The sequence below is a fragment of the Amycolatopsis sp. NPDC114478 genome (genome assembly GCF_055633805.1).
Genome location: NZ_JBVKDO010000004.1, coordinates 208,571 through 222,770 on the forward strand (window position 1 = coordinate 208,571; position 14,200 = coordinate 222,770).

Consider the following 14,200-nt stretch of genomic DNA (forward strand, 5'->3'; position numbering starts at 1 on the left):
TTCGCCCGTGAACGCTCGCGCGCGCTGCGGGCAACTGGGGGCATGCAGGTGATCCAGGAGGGATCGGAGATCTGGGGGCACGACCGCCCGGACCTGGGCGGATCCGAGCCCGGGCCGGCGTTCGGGCGGCTCTTCGACGCCCACGCCGTCGCGCTGCGGCGGTACCTCGCCCGGCGCGTCGGGCCCGAACCGGCGAACGACCTCGTCGCCGAGACCTTCCTCGTGGCGCTGCGGCGGCGGGAGTCCTACCGGCCCGAGCTCGGCACCGCGCGGTCGTGGCTCTACGGCATCGCCACCAACCTGCTGCGCCACCACGTTCGGTCGGAGCTGCGCGGGCTGCAGGCCACCGCGCGGCTCGCCCGCACCGGGGAGCACACCCACGCCGGGCACGACGGCCGCGTCGCCGAGCAGGTCGACGCCCAGGTCCGCGCCGCGCAGCTGGCCAAGGCCCTCGCCAAGCTCAGCCCCGCCGACCGCGACACGCTGCTGCTCGTCTCGTGGGCCGGGCTCGAACCGGCCGAGGTTGCCGAAGCCCTCGGCATCCCGCCCGGTACCGTCCGGTCCCGGCTGCACCGGATCAGACGCTGGCTCAGGACGAACGCCCCGGCTCAAGAGGAGGTGCAGGACCTTGCGTGAAGACAACGTCCGGAAGATCTGGTCCGACGCCGAACTCGACGCGGCCCTGTCCGACCTGCACGACGACGTCGACGAGGAAGACGGCCTCGCCTTCGCCCGCGCGTCCCTGATGGCCGCCGCGGGCACGCCCGGAGCGCCGCCCGAGCCGCGTCGCCGGGGGACGTGGCGGTGGATCGCCGTGGCCGCGGCCGTCGTCACGCTGGTGGGCGGGCTCGGGATCGTCGTCTCGCTGCGGCCGCCGGCGCCGGAACCGGCCCGCCCGGCCACGTCGCTCGCCTACCTGGACCGGCCGCTGGCACCGGGCGAGTTCCACTACGCGCAACGGCTCACCTGGGTGCCGGAAACCGTGCTCGGCAAGCAGGTCAACGTGCAGCGCAAGGTGGAGCTGTGGATCCCGGCGGACCCGAAGGGGACGTGGCACCGGCGCACGATGTGGACGGGCGCGATCGACGGCCTGCCGCCCGGCGAGCGCGCGGAAGTGAACCGCGCTCCGAAGGACGAGTACGGCCCGGCCGGCGTGTTCCCCGGCGAACCCCGCATGACCGGCATGACCCAGCCAGGGTGGAACACCCCGCTGAAGAACTGGCTGTCGCCCGACGCCGACCTGGTGGCGTCGCTGGTCCCGGACCGGGCGAAGCTGACCAAGCGCCTGCTGTTCGACACGATCGACATCACCGACGACGGCCGGGCGCACAGCGCCACCGAGGCGCTCACGATGGTGCGGATGGTGCTGGAGCTGGGGCTGGCCCCGAGACCGGTCCGCGAGGCCCTGCGCGACGCCCTCAGCGGTATCGCCATGGCGTTCGCGGTCCCCGGCCAGACCCCGGACGGCCGCCCGGCCACCGTGGTCGGCGTGAAGGACACGGGCCAGCACCTGTACCTCGACCCGGCGACGGCCCAGCTGCTGGCCTGGGACTTCCCACCGGGCACGCCGGCGACGACGCCCACCCGCCCGGACGTCCCGCTGACCGTGCCCGTGGCACCACCGACTCCGGTGGGTCCACCGACCGCGACCACCAAGAACGAAGTGCCGTTCGCGCCGCAGCTCCCCCCGGCCCCGGCGACGCTGTACTCCTTCGCCATCACCGGGACCTCGGGGTGATCAGCGGGCGTGGTTGGCCGCGTTCAGCGCGTCCGCGACGTTCGCCACCTCCAGCACGCGGATACCCGCCGGCGGCTTCCCGGAGTCCGGCGGGACGAGGGCGTGCGTGAAGCCCAGCCGGGCGGCCTCCGCCAGCCGCCGCCCGACGCTCGGCACGCGGCGGATCTCACCGGCGAGCCCGACTTCGCCGACGGACACCAGCCGTGGTGACAACGCGACGTCTTCGAAGCTCGACGTCAGCGCCAGCACCAGCGCGAGGTCGATCCCGGGCTCGGTGATCTTCATGCCGCCGACGGTGGCGGTGTAGACGTCCTTGTCGCCCAGCTTCAGCCCACCGCGTTTCTCCAGCACGGCCAGGACCATCGCCACGCGCGCCGAGTCGAGCCCGCTCACCGCGCGCCGCGGCTGCGGCGCCGACGTCGAGGACACCAGCGCCTGGACCTCGCCCAGCAGCGGCCGCTTGCCCTCCATCGACACCGTGATCGCCGTGCCCGGCACCGGCTCCGCCGTGCGGCTGATGAACAGCCCGGACGGGTCCGGCACCCCGACGATGCCTTCTTCCTGCAGCTCGAAGCAGCCGATCTCGTCGGACGCGCCGAACCGGTTCTTGATGCCGCGCAGCATCCGCAGCGTGGAGTGCTTGTCGCCCTCGAACTGCAGCACGACGTCCACGAGGTGTTCGAGCACACGGGGACCGGCGACCGAGCCGTCTTTCGTGACGTGCCCCACCAGGACCACGGGCAGCCCGCGCTCCTTGGCCAGTGCGACCAGCCCGGAAGTGACCGCGCGAACCTGCGTCACCCCGCCTGGCGAGCCGTCCACCTGCGGGGACGCCATAGTCTGCACCGAGTCGACGATCAGCACGCCCGGTTTGACGTCGTCGACGTGCCCGAGGATGGCCGACAGGTCGCTCTCGGCGGCCAGGTACATGCGGTCGTGGACGTTGCCCGTTCGCTCAGCGCGCAACCGGACCTGCCCCGCGGACTCTTCGCCGGTGACGTACAGGGACCTGTCGACGGTCTTCGCCCACTGGTAGGCGACTTCGAGCAGCAGAGTCGACTTGCCGACACCGGGCTCACCGGCGAGCAGCACGACCGCGCCCGGAACGAGGCCCCCGCCGAGCACCCGGTCGAGCTCGGAGACGCCGGTGCGGCGGGCGCGCGCGGCTTCGACGTCGACCTCGCCGATCGGCCGCGCGGGCGCGCTGGGCGCCCCGGCGGCGACGCGCTGGATGGCCGGCTTGACCGGCGCCCCGCGTTCCTCGAAGGAGCCCCATTCCTGGCACTCCGGACACCGGCCGAGCCACTTGGCCGCTTCGTACCCGCAGCTCGCGCAGCGGTAGGTGGTCCCTTTCTTCACCCCGCGAGGCTATCGGCGACCACCGACAAAACCGGGGACCTACTCCTTGACGTGCGCCGGAGCCGCGACGGGCAGCTCCACGGTGACCGGGCCCGCGTTCTGGAACACGAACGTCACCTTGATGGTCTGCCCCGGCCACAGCGGCTGCTTCAGCGGCGGCAGCGTGACCGTGGCCTGGCCGACCTTCTGGGGCGCCGTCGGCGTCGCGGCCGGGCCGGACGACGGGGCCTCGGACGTCGACGACGCCGTCAGGCTGCCCGGCGTGTTGGTCTCGGACTTGGTGGGCGTCCCGGTCGACGACGGGGCCGTCGAGGAGGAGCTGGGCGCGCTCGGCGGGGTGGTCTGCACCTCGTTGGTGGACTCGACCGCGTCGTCCGGGCCGATCACCAGGGAGTGCCCGGCGACGATGGCCTTCGAGCCGCTCACGGTCGCCTGGGTGCCGTCTTCGGTCGTCACCGAGACGAGCGAGTCGTCCTGGGTGCCGATGTTCACGACCGTCAGCGTCAGCGACGGGGTCGCGCCGGCCGGGTAGCCGGGACCCGACGGCGGGTACTGCACCGCGGCGTCACGCAGGACAATGGTCTTGACCTGGGCATACGTGCCGTTGACGGCGGGCTGCTGCGTGTCGGTCTGGGTGATCTGGCCGGCCCCGCACCCGGCGAGCACGAGCGCGGCACCGAGCGCCAGCACGCCCGCGCCGAGCACGCGACGATTCTGCAGCCTCACGTCGCAGTCCTTCCAGTTTCACGGCCTCGTCCCCGCGAAGACTAGCCGGGCGCGATCTCCCGGGCGGAACCGGTCCGCGTTGCGCCCAAGATCAACCGTCCACAAAGGATTTCGTACTACGTCGGGAAACGCGTCCCGGTCACCTGCATGAGCATGGGCGTCGGACGTTTGTCAACCCCCGCCCAGGCCGCTGACCTGCGAGGACGAGTCCGGCCCGCTAGGTGGGCACTGGCGGACCGTGGTAGGATGGAGTCAGCGAAAGGGGCAGAGGACACATGGTTTTCAAGGTCGGAGAGACCGTCGTCTACCCGCACCACGGTGCCGCACTCATCGAAGCCATCGAGACCCGCGTGATCAAGGGCGAGGAGAAGAAGTACCTCGTCCTCAAGGTCGCGCAAGGGGATCTCACGGTTCGCGTGCCCGCTGACAACGCCGAGATCGTAGGCGTGCGCGATGTCGTCGGGCAAGAAGGACTGGACAAGGTCTTCGACGTTCTGCGTGCTCCGCACACCGAGGAGCCAACCAACTGGTCTCGTCGGTACAAGGCCAACCTCGAGAAGCTCGCCTCCGGCGATGTGAACAAGGTGGCCGAAGTGGTGCGCGACCTCTGGCGGCGAGAGAAGGACCGCGGGCTTTCGGCAGGCGAGAAGCGCATGCTCGCCAAGGCGCGGCAAATTCTGGTCAGCGAGCTCGCGCTCGCGGAGGGCACCGACGAGGACAAGGCTGAAGTCCTCCTCGACGAAGTTCTGGAAACCGCGACGGTCTGAGCCCAGGGCATTCGCCCGACGGGCGGGTGAGTGCCTCTACGATCGCGAACCGATGAACGTCGTCGTGATCGTGACCGTCGCACATCATGCCTCCGACGGAGAGCTCGCTCTCACGCCGGTCCATGGTGAGGCGCTACTCACGCACACCGTGCGGGGGCTGCTCGGCGTACCGGAGATCGATCTGGTGCTCGTGGCGGCCCCCCAGCGGTGTGCGTCGTCGTTTTCGGAGGCCCTCGAGGGTCTCCCGTGCCGGGTCGTCCCCGGCTCGCTCCGGCAGGCGTTCGCCGCCGTCGAGCCCGATCTTCCCGGTGACTCAGTTGTACTCCTCCACGACGCTCTGCGTGCCTTCATTCCTGCGGAGACCGTGCGTGACATCATCAACGCGGTGGGTGACGCTCCCGTCGTCGTCCCGGTGCTGCCGATGGCGGACACGGTGAAGGTGACCGATTCCTCCCTGATCGTCGGAACCGAGGACCGGACGCGGCTGCGCACGGCCCAGACACCGATCGGCTACACGCTCGAGGCGTTCCTCTCGGCGGCCGACCCGTGGGACGTGACCGGCGCGGCGCTCGTGGACGGCCACCCGGACGCGATGCGCGTCACGACGGATTTCGAACTGTCCCTGGCCGAGGCGATCGCGGCGGCACCGAAGAACGAGGAGACGCTGTGAGGATTGGCAACGGGGTCGACGTCCACCCGGTCGAGGCGGGCCGCGAGTGCTGGATGGCGGGGCTGTTGTGGACGGACGTGGACGGCTGCGCGGGCCATTCGGACGGCGACGTGGCAGCGCACGCCCTGTGCGACGCGCTGCTGTCGGCGGCGGGCCTCGGTGACCTGGGAGCGGTGTTCGGCACGGGCGACCCCAGGATGGACGGCGCCCACGGCGCGGACATGCTGGCGGAGGTCCGCGGGCTGATCGAGGCGGCCGGCTGGCGGGTCGGGAACGCGTCGGTCCAGATCGTGGGCAACGCGCCGCGCGTGGGGAAGCGGCGCGAGGAGGCGCAGAAGGTGCTGTCGGAGGCGGTGGGCGGCCCGGTGAGCGTGTCCGGGACGACGTCGGACGGCTTGGGGCTGACCGGCCGCGGCGAGGGGATCGCGGCCTTCGCGACGGCGCTGCTGCTGACGGCGGAGGAGTAGCGCCCGCGCCGGTTATCTCGAGACTGACTTGTCCACAGGCAGGCCGAGATGTGGACACCCGGCCGCAAGGTCCGCCACCCGGCGGTGCGGGAGATCCTCTCGCGCTGCGGCGGGGCCACCGGGATCGCCAAGCCCGCCGCCGCGAACTCACCGCGATCGCCACGGCCCACGCGCCCCGCGTGGCCGAGCAGCCCGGCCCGGAATAGGGCCCGACCCGCGCCGGTTCGGCGTGATATGGCCCTCACCCTCTCGGACGACGTCCGCGCGCTGATCGACGGGAAGAACTTCGCCACCGTCGCCACCCTGGACCCCGATGGCGGGCCGCAGACCTCCGTGGTCTGGATCGCCCTCGACGACGGCGAGCTCGTCTTCAGCGCGACCGAGGACCGCCGGAAGGTCCGCAACCTGCGCCGCGATCCGCGCCTCAGCGTCTCCATCACCGACGCCCGCGACCCGTACCGGCACACCCAGCTGCGCGGGACCGCCACGATCACTCCCGACCCCGGCAAGACCCTCCCCAAGACCCTCAGCCACAAGTACCTCGCCCAGGACCCGCCACCCGAAGGCGAAACCACCGAGCGCGTCATCGTCCGCCTGAAGGTCGACAAGGTCGCCGGCAACGTGAAATAGGGTCCGGACCATGTTCAACGAAGCCACCAAGGCCCTGCTCGACGGCCGCAACTACCCCGTCGTCGCCACCACCAACGCCGACGGCTCGCCGCAGAGCTCCGTCGTCTGGGCCAAGCGCGACGGGGACACCGTCCTCTTCGTGACCGTCCAGGGCCGGCGCAAGGAACGCAACATCCGGCGCGACCCTCGCGTCTCGCTCTCCGTCTTCGACCTGGCCGACCCCGAGAACTACGTCGAGATCCGCGGCCGCGCCGAGGTCACCGTCGAAGGCGGCCTCGAGCTGAACGACGAGCTGGCCCGCAAGTACACCGGCACGACCTTCCCGCCCGAGCCGCCGGAGGTCGTTCGGGTGCTCGTGCGCGTTGTCCCCGAACACATCACAGGGCATTCGGCCTGAGGGTCCCGTTAGGCTGGAAACCATGACGATCAGGGCCGTGTTGTTCGACTTCTCCGGCACGCTCTTCCGGCTCGAGCAGGACGAGTCCTGGCTCACCGAACTGACCGACCACGAAGGTGAGCCGCTCGACATCGAGGCGCAGGCCGAGCTCATGCGCCGGATGACCGCCCCGGTCGGGCAGGTCGTCGAGCTGGACGCCGAGCACGTGCACGCCTGGCAGCACCGCGACCGCGACCCCGCGCTGCACCGGAAGGTGTACCTCGAGGTGCTCAAGAAGTCCGGCGTCCCGCACTTCGACCAGGCCGAAGCGCTCTACAACCGGCTCATCGATCCCAGCCAGTGGACGCCGTACCCGGACACCGAAGCCGCGCTCAAGGCGGCGTCCGAGCGGGGCCTGAAGGTCGGTGTGCTGAGCAACATCGCCTTCGACATCCGGCCGGCCTTCACCGCGCGCGGGTGGGACGCCTACGTCGACGAGTTCGTGCTGTCCTTCGAGGTCGGCGCCATCAAGCCGGAGCTGGAGATCTTCCGCAAGGCCGTGCAAGCGCTCGGCGTCCCGGCCACCGAGACGCTGATGGTCGGCGACAGCGAGGAGGCCGACGGCGGCGCCCGCGCGCTCGGCTGCGAGTTCGCGCTGGTCGACCCGCTGCCCACGGCGCAGCGGCCGGACGCCCTGCTCACGGCGTTGCGCACGCACGGCGTCGGCTAGGGGCTGCGACCTCGCTCACGCCCACCCCGTACCCTTTGAGGGTGGCCCTTCACCTTTTCGACACAGCGACCCGGAGCGTGCGGGAGTTCCACCCCGTCCGTAGCGGAACGGCGTCGATCTACGTGTGTGGTGCCACCGTGCAGGGCGTTCCGCACATCGGACACGTCCGCGGCGCGCTGAACTACGACGTCCTGCGCCGCTGGCTCGTCCACAGTGGACTGGACGTGCTGCTGGTCCGCAACGTCACCGACATCGACGACAAGATCCTGACCAAGGCAGCCGCGGCCGACCGCCCCTGGTGGGAGTGGGCGGCGACGCACGAGCGCGCCTTCGAAGAGGCGTACGAGCAGCTCGGCTGCCTGCCGCCGTCGATCAACCCGCGCGCGACCGGGCACGTCACCCAGATGGTCGAGCTGATGGAACGCCTCATCGAGAGCGGCCACGGCTACGTCGCGGACGGCGACGTCTACTTCTCGGTCAAGTCGTTCGACGAGTACGGCAAGCTGTCCGGCCAGGTCCTCGAGGACGTCCAGCAGGGCGAGACGCCGACCCGCGGCAAGCGCGACCCGCGCGACTTCACGATGTGGAAGAGCGCGAAGCCGGGCGAGCCTTCGTGGCCGACGCCGTGGGGCAACGGCCGGCCGGGCTGGCACCTGGAGTGCTCCGCGATGGCGACGGCGTACCTCGGCGCAGAGTTCGACATCCACGGCGGCGGCATCGACCTGGTCTTCCCGCACCACGAGAACGAGCGTGCCCAGTCGAACGCGGCCGGCGACGCGTTCGCGCGGTTCTGGCTGCACAACGCCTGGGTGACCATGTCGGGCGAGAAGATGTCGAAGTCGCTGGGCAACACCGTGGCGATCCCGGCGATGCTGGAGCGCTACCGGGCCGCCGAACTGCGGTACTACCTGGTGCAGCCGCACTACCGTTCCAACATCGAGTACTCCGACGCCGCGGTCTCCGAGGCCGCGCAGGGCTACCGGCGGATCGAGACGTTCCTGCGTCGCGCCGCTCAGTCGGGCGAGGTGACGCTGGGCACGATCCCGGTGGAGTTCGCCAACGCGCTCGACGACGACCTCGCCACCCCGCAGGCGTTCGCCGTGGTCCACACCACGGTCCGGGACGGTAACGCCGCCCTCGACGCGGGCGACACCCCCAAGGCACTCGAACTCGCCGCGGCCGTCCGCGCGATGACCGACGTGCTCGGCCTCGACCCGCTGTCCGCGCGCTGGTCCGAGGCGGGCGGTTCCGACACGCCCACCAAGGACGCGCTGTCCCGGATCGTCGAAGGGCTGCTGGCCGAGCGCCAGCAGGCCCGCGCCGAGAAGGACTTCGCCCGCGCGGACGCCGCCCGTGACCGCCTCTCGCAGGCGGGCATCGTGGTGGAGGACACCCCCAACGGTCCTCAGTGGACAGTCAAGTCCGACTGATCCCGTTACACAGCAAGGAAACTTTCACCATGGCAGGCAACTCGCGGCGTCAGGGCGCGATCCGCAAGACGGGCACCAAGAAGGGTGCCGTCGTCGGCTCGGGCGGTCAGCGCCGCAAGGCCCTCGAAGGCAAGGGGCCGACCCCGAAGGCGGAGGACCGTCCCGGGCACAAGGCGTACCGCCAGGCCAACGCCGCGACCAAGCGCGACCAGGCCCGGCAGAAGAAGGCCGACAAGCCGGAGCTGATCGCCGGGCGCAACCCGGTGGTGGAGGCGCTGCGTGCCGGCGTCCCGGCGACCGCGCTGTACGTCGCGCTGAACATCGAGATCGACGACCGCGTGAACGACGCGGTCCGGCTGGCCGGCGACAAGGGCATCTCGATCCTGGAGATCCCGCGCGAGGAGCTGGACCGCAAGACGAACCGGGCCGTGCACCAGGGCCTGGGCCTGCAGGTCCCGCCGTTCGAGTACGCGCACCCGGACGAGCTGATGGCCGCGGCCCGCAACTCGGGCGAGGTGCCGCTGTTCGTCGCGCTCGACGGCGTCACCGACCCGCGCAACCTGGGCGCGGTGATCCGCTCGGCGGCCGCGTTCGGCGCGCACGGCGTGCTGCTGCCGGAGCGGCGCAGCGCGGGCATGACGGCGGTGGCGTGGCGCACGAGCGCCGGGACGGCGGCGAAGCTGCCGATCGCGGTGGCGACCAACCTCACCCGCCAGCTCAAGGCGTGGGCGAACGAGGGCCTGATGCTGGTCGGCTTGGACGCCGACGGCTCGGTGGACATCGACGAGCTGGAGCTGGCGGCCGACCCGCTGGTCATCGTGCTGGGCTCGGAGGGCCGCGGGCTGTCGCGCCTGGTCCGCGAGACGTGCGACGCCACGGTGTCGATCCCGATGGCGGCCGGCGTGGAATCGTTGAACGCGTCCGTGGCGGCCGGCGTGCTGCTCGCGGAGGTGGCGCGGCGCCGCCGTGTCGCCGGTCGGGTCTGACCCGGCCACCCACTCGGGTTAAGGTCACCATCGGATAAAGCCGAGGGGACCCGATGTCGTTCGTATCGCCACTGTTCCTGTGGTACTTCATGCCGGCGGTGCTCGTCGCCGTGCTGGTGTTCCCGCGGAACTGGCGCAACGGCATCGTGGCGGTCGGCAGCCTGCTGTTCTACACGATCGGCGCGGGGCCGTTTGTGTTCCTGCTGCTGGGCTGCATGGTGGTCAACTTCCTGGCCGGCCCCCTGCTGGCCCCGAACCCGTTCGACGTGAACGGCGTCCGGCGGCGCCGCATCCTCATCGCGGTGGTGTCGCTGGACGTCACGGTCCTGCTGATCTGGAAGTACGCGGGGTTCGCGACCCAGCAGATCGCGGCGGTCGCGCACTGGTTCGGCGGAAGCGTGCCGGTGGCGAGCCTGGTCGTGCCGATCGGCATTTCGTTCTACACGTTCCACCACATTTCGTACGTGGTCGACATCTACCGCGGCGAGCGCCAGGCGTTGCGCAACCCGGTGTCGTTCGCGGCGTACATCGCGATGTTCCCGCAGCTGGTGGCTGGCCCGATCGTCAGATACCGCGAGATCGCCGACCAGCTCCCGCAGCTGCGTTCGCACCGCTTGGACGACATCGCGGCGGGCTTCCCCAGGTTCGCATTGGGGCTGTGCAAGAAGACGATCATCGCGGACTCGCTGAGCCCGTTGGTGGAGGCGTGCTTCAAGGTCCCCCCGGACGAGATGACGTTCGCAACAGCCTGGCTCGGCGCGATCGGCTACACGCTCCAGTTGTTCTTCGATTTTTCGGGCTACTCGGACATGGCGATCGGCCTGGGTCGAATGCTGGGCTTCCGGCTCCCGGAGAACTTCGCAAGGCCGTATTCCTCGGTGACGATCACGGAGTTCTGGCGCCGCTGGCACATGAGCCTGTCCCGCTGGTTCCGCGACTACGTGTACATCCCGTTGGGCGGCAACCGAAACGGGGCGGCGCACACGTACCGCAACTTGTGCATCGTGTTCGTGCTGACGGGTTTCTGGCACGGAGCGCAGTGGACGTTCCTGGTGTGGGGCTGCTACCACGGAGCGTTGCTGGTGATCGAGCGCAGGTTCGGCTTCGACCTGGACCCGGCAACACCGTGGAAGCGCTACACCCGCCGAGCGCTGACCATGCTGCTGGTGGTGTTCGGCTGGGTGTTCTTCAGGTCAGCGGACCTGGGCCACGCATTGTCGATGATCGGCCACATGCTGATCCCGGACTTCGACGGTTTGGGAGCAGGGGTCGAAGAGGCGTTCACGAACCAGCGGCTGGTGCTGCTGTTGGCGGCGCTGGCGGTGTTCCTGCTGCCGGCCCACCCGGTGACGGGACCGCTGCTGGAGTCGTCCCGCAGCCGCCCGGCAACGGCGTTGAGGATCGGCGTGATGACGGTGGGCCTGGTGTACGCGGCGATCCTGATCGCGACGGGGACGTTCAGCCCGTTCTTGTACTACCAGTTCTGAGTGGAGCCCGAAGGATGAGCGAGCCGACCGACCTGGCCAGGACCCCGGGAGTGATCCCCTACGTGGACCACCACCCAGGCCAAAGAAGACTCCTCACCGTCGACATCCCCCACCTCGGCCACACGGTCCGCGCCTACGCCCCCATAGCCAGCATCGACGGCCGCCAATACGTCGTCTCCTGGGGCGCCGTCAGCTTCGAAATCCCCGCCGACCGGAACGTTCACGTCAGCGTCCACCTGCACACCAACAGCGGCTACGAGCACACGATCACGCCGTTCGCCTCGACCGTCCTCCCGCCGCACCCCGCACCGATCCGGCTGCTCGCCCAGTTCGCGCCCCGCCAAGGCCCCCAGGGTGCGCTCGTCCCCGTCGGCTGATGCTCGCCACGCGCTACCTCTTCCTCACCCGTCACGGCGAAGCCGCCCCCACGGGCGAGCTCACCGAAGCCGGTCGTCGGCAGGCGCTGCTGCTCGGCCGGCGGCTGCGCGAGATTCCCGTCAACGCCGTGCACCACGGCCCCCTCCCGCGCGCGAGCCAAACCGCCGCGCTCATCGCCACCCAGCTGCCCGGCGTCCCGATCTACGTCGACAAAGCGGCCGACGACTTCGTTCCCTACACGCCGATGCGCGAGGAGCTCCCCGAGACCTCGGGCGACCTCCTCCACTCCTTCGCCCGCCAACTCCCGCCCGCCGACGAGGAGCTCGCCGCCGAGGCCGAACGGCGGTTCACCGGGCCCGTGCCGGGTGCCGAGACGCGGTACGAAGTGCTCGTCACGCACAACTTCCTCGCCGGCTGGCTGGTGCGCGCCTCGCAGGACGCGCCGCCGTGGCGGTGGCTCGCCCTGAACCACGCCAACGCCGCGCTGACCGTGATCCGCTACTCGCCGGGGCGCCCCGCCGCATTGCTGACGTACAACGACGTCGCGCACCTGACCGCCGATCTGCGCTGGACGGGCTTCTCACCCGACTTTTACCTTCCGTAATCAGCGAACGCGGAGCGTCGCCGCCCCGGAAAATGCGGCTCGCCCGAATGGCCGTACCTGTCAGGATGGCCGGATGAGTCCCGTTCCGTCGCCCACCTCCGTTCGGCTGAGCGACTACCTCGCCTCGGACGCCGTCGTCGATCACGAGCACCCGTCGATCCGCGCCCAGGCCGCCGGTTTCCGCGCGGCCGGCGACGATCCCGTCGCCGGCGCCGAGGCCGCGTTCCGGTTCGTCCGCGACGAGATCGACCACGTGATCGACGCGTGCGACCCACGGGTCACCTGGCGGGCGTCGGACGTCCTGCGCGAGCGCGTCGGGATCTGCCACGCGAAGGCGCACCTGCTCGCCGCTTTGCTGCGCGCGCAAGGGATTCCGGCCGGGTTCTGCTACCAGGAGCTGTCCGCGCTGCACGGGCTGAATGGCGTGTACCTGCGCGGCAAATGGACGCGTCTGGACGCGCGCGGCAACCGCACGGGCGCGCGCGGGGAGTTTTCGCTCGACGAGGAGAAACTGGCCTGGCCGGTGGACTTCGCGCGCGGCGAACGCGATCACCCGGAGATCCACCCGGCCCCCGCGGCGGTCGTCGTGGATTTCCTGATGACCGCCGAACCCGCGCCGGGTTGGTACGAAAAGGGGCTCCCGGCCACGCTCTGAAGCCGGTTTTCCGTGATTTACGAAAACCTCGCCGAGCTGGTTAATTATTGCCGAGAGTGACGTCTGTCCGTCATCCTTATCCCCCGAACTTCTTATTTCGCGCGCCCCGTATGGCGCGTAAAGTGACTCCCCGCGCTCGAACAGACACTTTACGCATACGTCCGTTCGGGTGGTTCGAGGGAGGTGAAGCACGTGGTCGCGGACGGCGGATCCCGCCGCCGTACCCCACTGCAGGAGATCTTCTGGACCAGGACGAGCTTGCTCCTCACGGTGCTCGTCGTCGTCGCCGGCCTCAGCCTGTGGCTCGCCGGCCTGATGGACCCCGGCACCGGGAAGAACCTGGTGACGTCGCTGGGCACCGGCACCCTGATCTCCGCGATCGTGGGGTTCGGCACCACGCTGATCACCGCCAGCGCGTCGCAGAAGGCGCTGGTGACCCCGGTGATCGAGGAAAGCAGGCGCGCGCTGGAGGACCTGAGCGCCGAATACCGCGCGCTGAACAAGGAGTTCTTCCCCACCGACGTGTTCGAGGCGACCACCGACCCCGACCCCGGCTTCAACCGGTTGCTGATGGCCGACCTCAACGCGACCCGGCAGTACTTCTTCCGCGGCTTCTCCGGGCGGCACGCGGCCGCCCGCCTGTTGCTTTCCCGCACCGAACGCGAACTCCGGGCCGTCATCGCCGATCCGCGTGACGCCAGCTCGATCAGCGGGCGCGCCCGCTACCTGCTGCGCCGCGAAGCGGGCGACGTCGACTCCGAACAGATCCAGACCCGGCTCGACGAAGAGATCCGGATCGGGCTCGTCGGCCTCTTCCTGGCGCGCAGCCGCTGCGCGCAGGTCGACATCACCGTGGTCGCCGACCCGCCGCTGGACCGGCTCGAGATGTTCGACGACAGCGTGTGGGTGTCGCTCTACAGCGACGTCCGCGGCGCCACGAAGCTGTACCCGCGGTCCCTGCGGTTCACCGAGGGTTCCTTCCTCTACAACATGGAGCGCGCCGAGTTCGTGCGCGTCTCGCAGTCCCGGACCGGCCGCCACTTCCGCATCACGTCCGCGACGACGCGGACGGATTTCCTGGCGCTGTTCGAAAAGATCACCGGATCCCCCCTGTCCGAGGAGCAGTTCCGCGAGCTGGAAGGCAAGTTCCACGCTTTCCGCGCGGAGTTCTCCGAAGTCGCCGAGCTAGGGAGCTGA

At 70.3% G+C, this 14,200-nt stretch carries 17 protein-coding genes; 15 read left to right on the top strand and 2 right to left on the bottom strand.

What is annotated here, in order from left to right; translation table 11 throughout:
• The first annotated feature begins 42 nt into the window (after window positions 1–42).
• Together ACZ7OH_RS13620 and ACZ7OH_RS13625 are read left to right on the top strand one after the other, a co-directional pair.
• Complete coding sequence (locus ACZ7OH_RS13620; RefSeq protein ID WP_470281095.1) at window positions 43–636, top strand: RNA polymerase sigma factor; 594 nt, start codon at window positions 43–45, stop codon at window positions 634–636.
• The gene (locus ACZ7OH_RS13625) at window positions 629–1,738 is read left to right on the top strand and encodes a CU044_5270 family protein (RefSeq protein WP_470281096.1); all 1,110 of its coding nucleotides are present in this window, start codon (window positions 629–631) and stop codon (window positions 1,736–1,738) included. Before ACZ7OH_RS13620 ends, ACZ7OH_RS13625 begins: the two co-directional genes overlap by 8 nt.
• On the opposite strand, the gene radA is transcribed toward ACZ7OH_RS13625, so the two are convergent.
• Window positions 1,739–3,097, bottom strand: coding sequence for a DNA repair protein RadA (gene radA, locus ACZ7OH_RS13630; protein WP_470281097.1), 1,359 nt, complete (start codon window positions 3,095–3,097; stop codon window positions 1,739–1,741).
• Between the two features lie 39 nt (window positions 3,098–3,136).
• Window positions 3,137–3,823 (bottom strand): copper chaperone PCu(A)C domain-containing protein, encoded by a 687-nt coding sequence (locus ACZ7OH_RS13635; RefSeq protein WP_470281098.1) that lies wholly within the window; start codon window positions 3,821–3,823, stop codon window positions 3,137–3,139.
• Between the two features lie 275 nt (window positions 3,824–4,098).
• Between ACZ7OH_RS13635 and ACZ7OH_RS13640 the strand changes: the two genes are divergently transcribed.
• The 13 genes from ACZ7OH_RS13640 (at window position 4,099) to ACZ7OH_RS13700 (ending at window position 14,200) form a co-directional block, all read left to right on the top strand.
• Complete coding sequence (locus ACZ7OH_RS13640; protein WP_004559016.1) at window positions 4,099–4,590, top strand: CarD family transcriptional regulator; 492 nt, start codon at window positions 4,099–4,101, stop codon at window positions 4,588–4,590.
• Between the two features lie 52 nt (window positions 4,591–4,642).
• Window positions 4,643–5,260: an IspD/TarI family cytidylyltransferase gene (locus ACZ7OH_RS13645; RefSeq protein WP_470281099.1), complete on the top strand. Its 618-nt coding sequence runs from the start codon at window positions 4,643–4,645 to the stop codon at window positions 5,258–5,260.
• Complete coding sequence (ispF, locus tag ACZ7OH_RS13650) at window positions 5,257–5,727, top strand: 2-C-methyl-D-erythritol 2,4-cyclodiphosphate synthase (protein ID WP_470281100.1); 471 nt, start codon at window positions 5,257–5,259, stop codon at window positions 5,725–5,727. Before ACZ7OH_RS13645 ends, ispF begins: the two co-directional genes overlap by 4 nt.
• A 234-nt stretch (window positions 5,728–5,961) precedes the next feature.
• The gene (locus ACZ7OH_RS13655) at window positions 5,962–6,357 is read left to right on the top strand and encodes a PPOX class F420-dependent oxidoreductase (RefSeq protein WP_470281101.1); all 396 of its coding nucleotides are present in this window, start codon (window positions 5,962–5,964) and stop codon (window positions 6,355–6,357) included.
• 10 nt (window positions 6,358–6,367) lie between these two features.
• Window positions 6,368–6,754 (top strand): PPOX class F420-dependent oxidoreductase, encoded by a 387-nt coding sequence (locus ACZ7OH_RS13660; protein WP_470281102.1) that lies wholly within the window; start codon window positions 6,368–6,370, stop codon window positions 6,752–6,754.
• A gap of 22 nt (window positions 6,755–6,776) precedes the next feature.
• Window positions 6,777–7,463: an HAD family hydrolase gene (locus ACZ7OH_RS13665; protein ID WP_470281103.1), complete on the top strand. Its 687-nt coding sequence runs from the start codon at window positions 6,777–6,779 to the stop codon at window positions 7,461–7,463.
• A 41-nt stretch (window positions 7,464–7,504) separates the two neighbouring features.
• Window positions 7,505–8,893, top strand: a complete 1,389-nt coding sequence (gene cysS, locus ACZ7OH_RS13670) for a cysteine--tRNA ligase (protein WP_470281104.1) — start codon at window positions 7,505–7,507, stop codon at window positions 8,891–8,893.
• A gap of 29 nt (window positions 8,894–8,922) precedes the next feature.
• Window positions 8,923–9,879: a 23S rRNA (guanosine(2251)-2'-O)-methyltransferase RlmB gene (gene rlmB, locus ACZ7OH_RS13675; RefSeq protein WP_086858698.1), complete on the top strand. Its 957-nt coding sequence runs from the start codon at window positions 8,923–8,925 to the stop codon at window positions 9,877–9,879.
• Window positions 9,880–9,932: 53 nt separating this feature from the next.
• Window positions 9,933–11,366: an MBOAT family O-acyltransferase gene (locus ACZ7OH_RS13680; RefSeq protein WP_400896200.1), complete on the top strand. Its 1,434-nt coding sequence runs from the start codon at window positions 9,933–9,935 to the stop codon at window positions 11,364–11,366.
• Between the two features lie 14 nt (window positions 11,367–11,380).
• The gene (locus ACZ7OH_RS13685; protein WP_470281105.1) at window positions 11,381–11,743 is read left to right on the top strand and encodes a hypothetical protein; all 363 of its coding nucleotides are present in this window, start codon (window positions 11,381–11,383) and stop codon (window positions 11,741–11,743) included.
• Window positions 11,743–12,348, top strand: a complete 606-nt coding sequence (locus ACZ7OH_RS13690; protein ID WP_470281106.1) for a histidine phosphatase family protein — start codon at window positions 11,743–11,745, stop codon at window positions 12,346–12,348. Before ACZ7OH_RS13685 ends, ACZ7OH_RS13690 begins: the two co-directional genes overlap by 1 nt.
• Window positions 12,349–12,421: 73 nt before the next feature.
• Entirely contained in the window at window positions 12,422–13,003 is a 582-nt protein-coding gene (locus ACZ7OH_RS13695; RefSeq protein WP_470281107.1) for a transglutaminase-like domain-containing protein, read from the top strand.
• Window positions 13,004–13,186: 183 nt separating this feature from the next.
• Window positions 13,187–14,200, top strand: coding sequence for a hypothetical protein (locus ACZ7OH_RS13700; RefSeq protein ID WP_400896208.1), 1,014 nt, complete (start codon window positions 13,187–13,189; stop codon window positions 14,198–14,200).

What these genes read in the sequence shown, in the direction of transcription:
- ACZ7OH_RS13640 (WP_004559016.1), top strand. Translation starts at nt 4,099, where the DNA reads ATGGTTTTCAAGGTCGGAGAGACCGTCGTCTACCCGCACCACGGTGCC.
- ACZ7OH_RS13680 (WP_400896200.1), top strand. Translation starts at nt 9,933, where the DNA reads ATGTCGTTCGTATCGCCACTGTTCCTGTGGTACTTCATGCCGGCGGTG.
- ACZ7OH_RS13695 (WP_470281107.1), top strand. Translation starts at nt 12,422, where the DNA reads ATGAGTCCCGTTCCGTCGCCCACCTCCGTTCGGCTGAGCGACTACCTC.
- ACZ7OH_RS13645 (WP_470281099.1), top strand. Translation starts at nt 4,643, where the DNA reads ATGAACGTCGTCGTGATCGTGACCGTCGCACATCATGCCTCCGACGGA.
- ACZ7OH_RS13660 (WP_470281102.1), top strand. Translation starts at nt 6,368, where the DNA reads ATGTTCAACGAAGCCACCAAGGCCCTGCTCGACGGCCGCAACTACCCC.
- ACZ7OH_RS13685 (WP_470281105.1), top strand. Translation starts at nt 11,381, where the DNA reads ATGAGCGAGCCGACCGACCTGGCCAGGACCCCGGGAGTGATCCCCTAC.
- ACZ7OH_RS13620 (WP_470281095.1), top strand. Translation starts at nt 43, where the DNA reads ATGCAGGTGATCCAGGAGGGATCGGAGATCTGGGGGCACGACCGCCCG.
- ACZ7OH_RS13655 (WP_470281101.1), top strand. Translation starts at nt 5,962, where the DNA reads ATGGCCCTCACCCTCTCGGACGACGTCCGCGCGCTGATCGACGGGAAG.
- rlmB (WP_086858698.1), top strand. Translation starts at nt 8,923, where the DNA reads ATGGCAGGCAACTCGCGGCGTCAGGGCGCGATCCGCAAGACGGGCACC.
- ACZ7OH_RS13690 (WP_470281106.1), top strand. Translation starts at nt 11,743, where the DNA reads ATGCTCGCCACGCGCTACCTCTTCCTCACCCGTCACGGCGAAGCCGCC.
- ACZ7OH_RS13665 (WP_470281103.1), top strand. Translation starts at nt 6,777, where the DNA reads ATGACGATCAGGGCCGTGTTGTTCGACTTCTCCGGCACGCTCTTCCGG.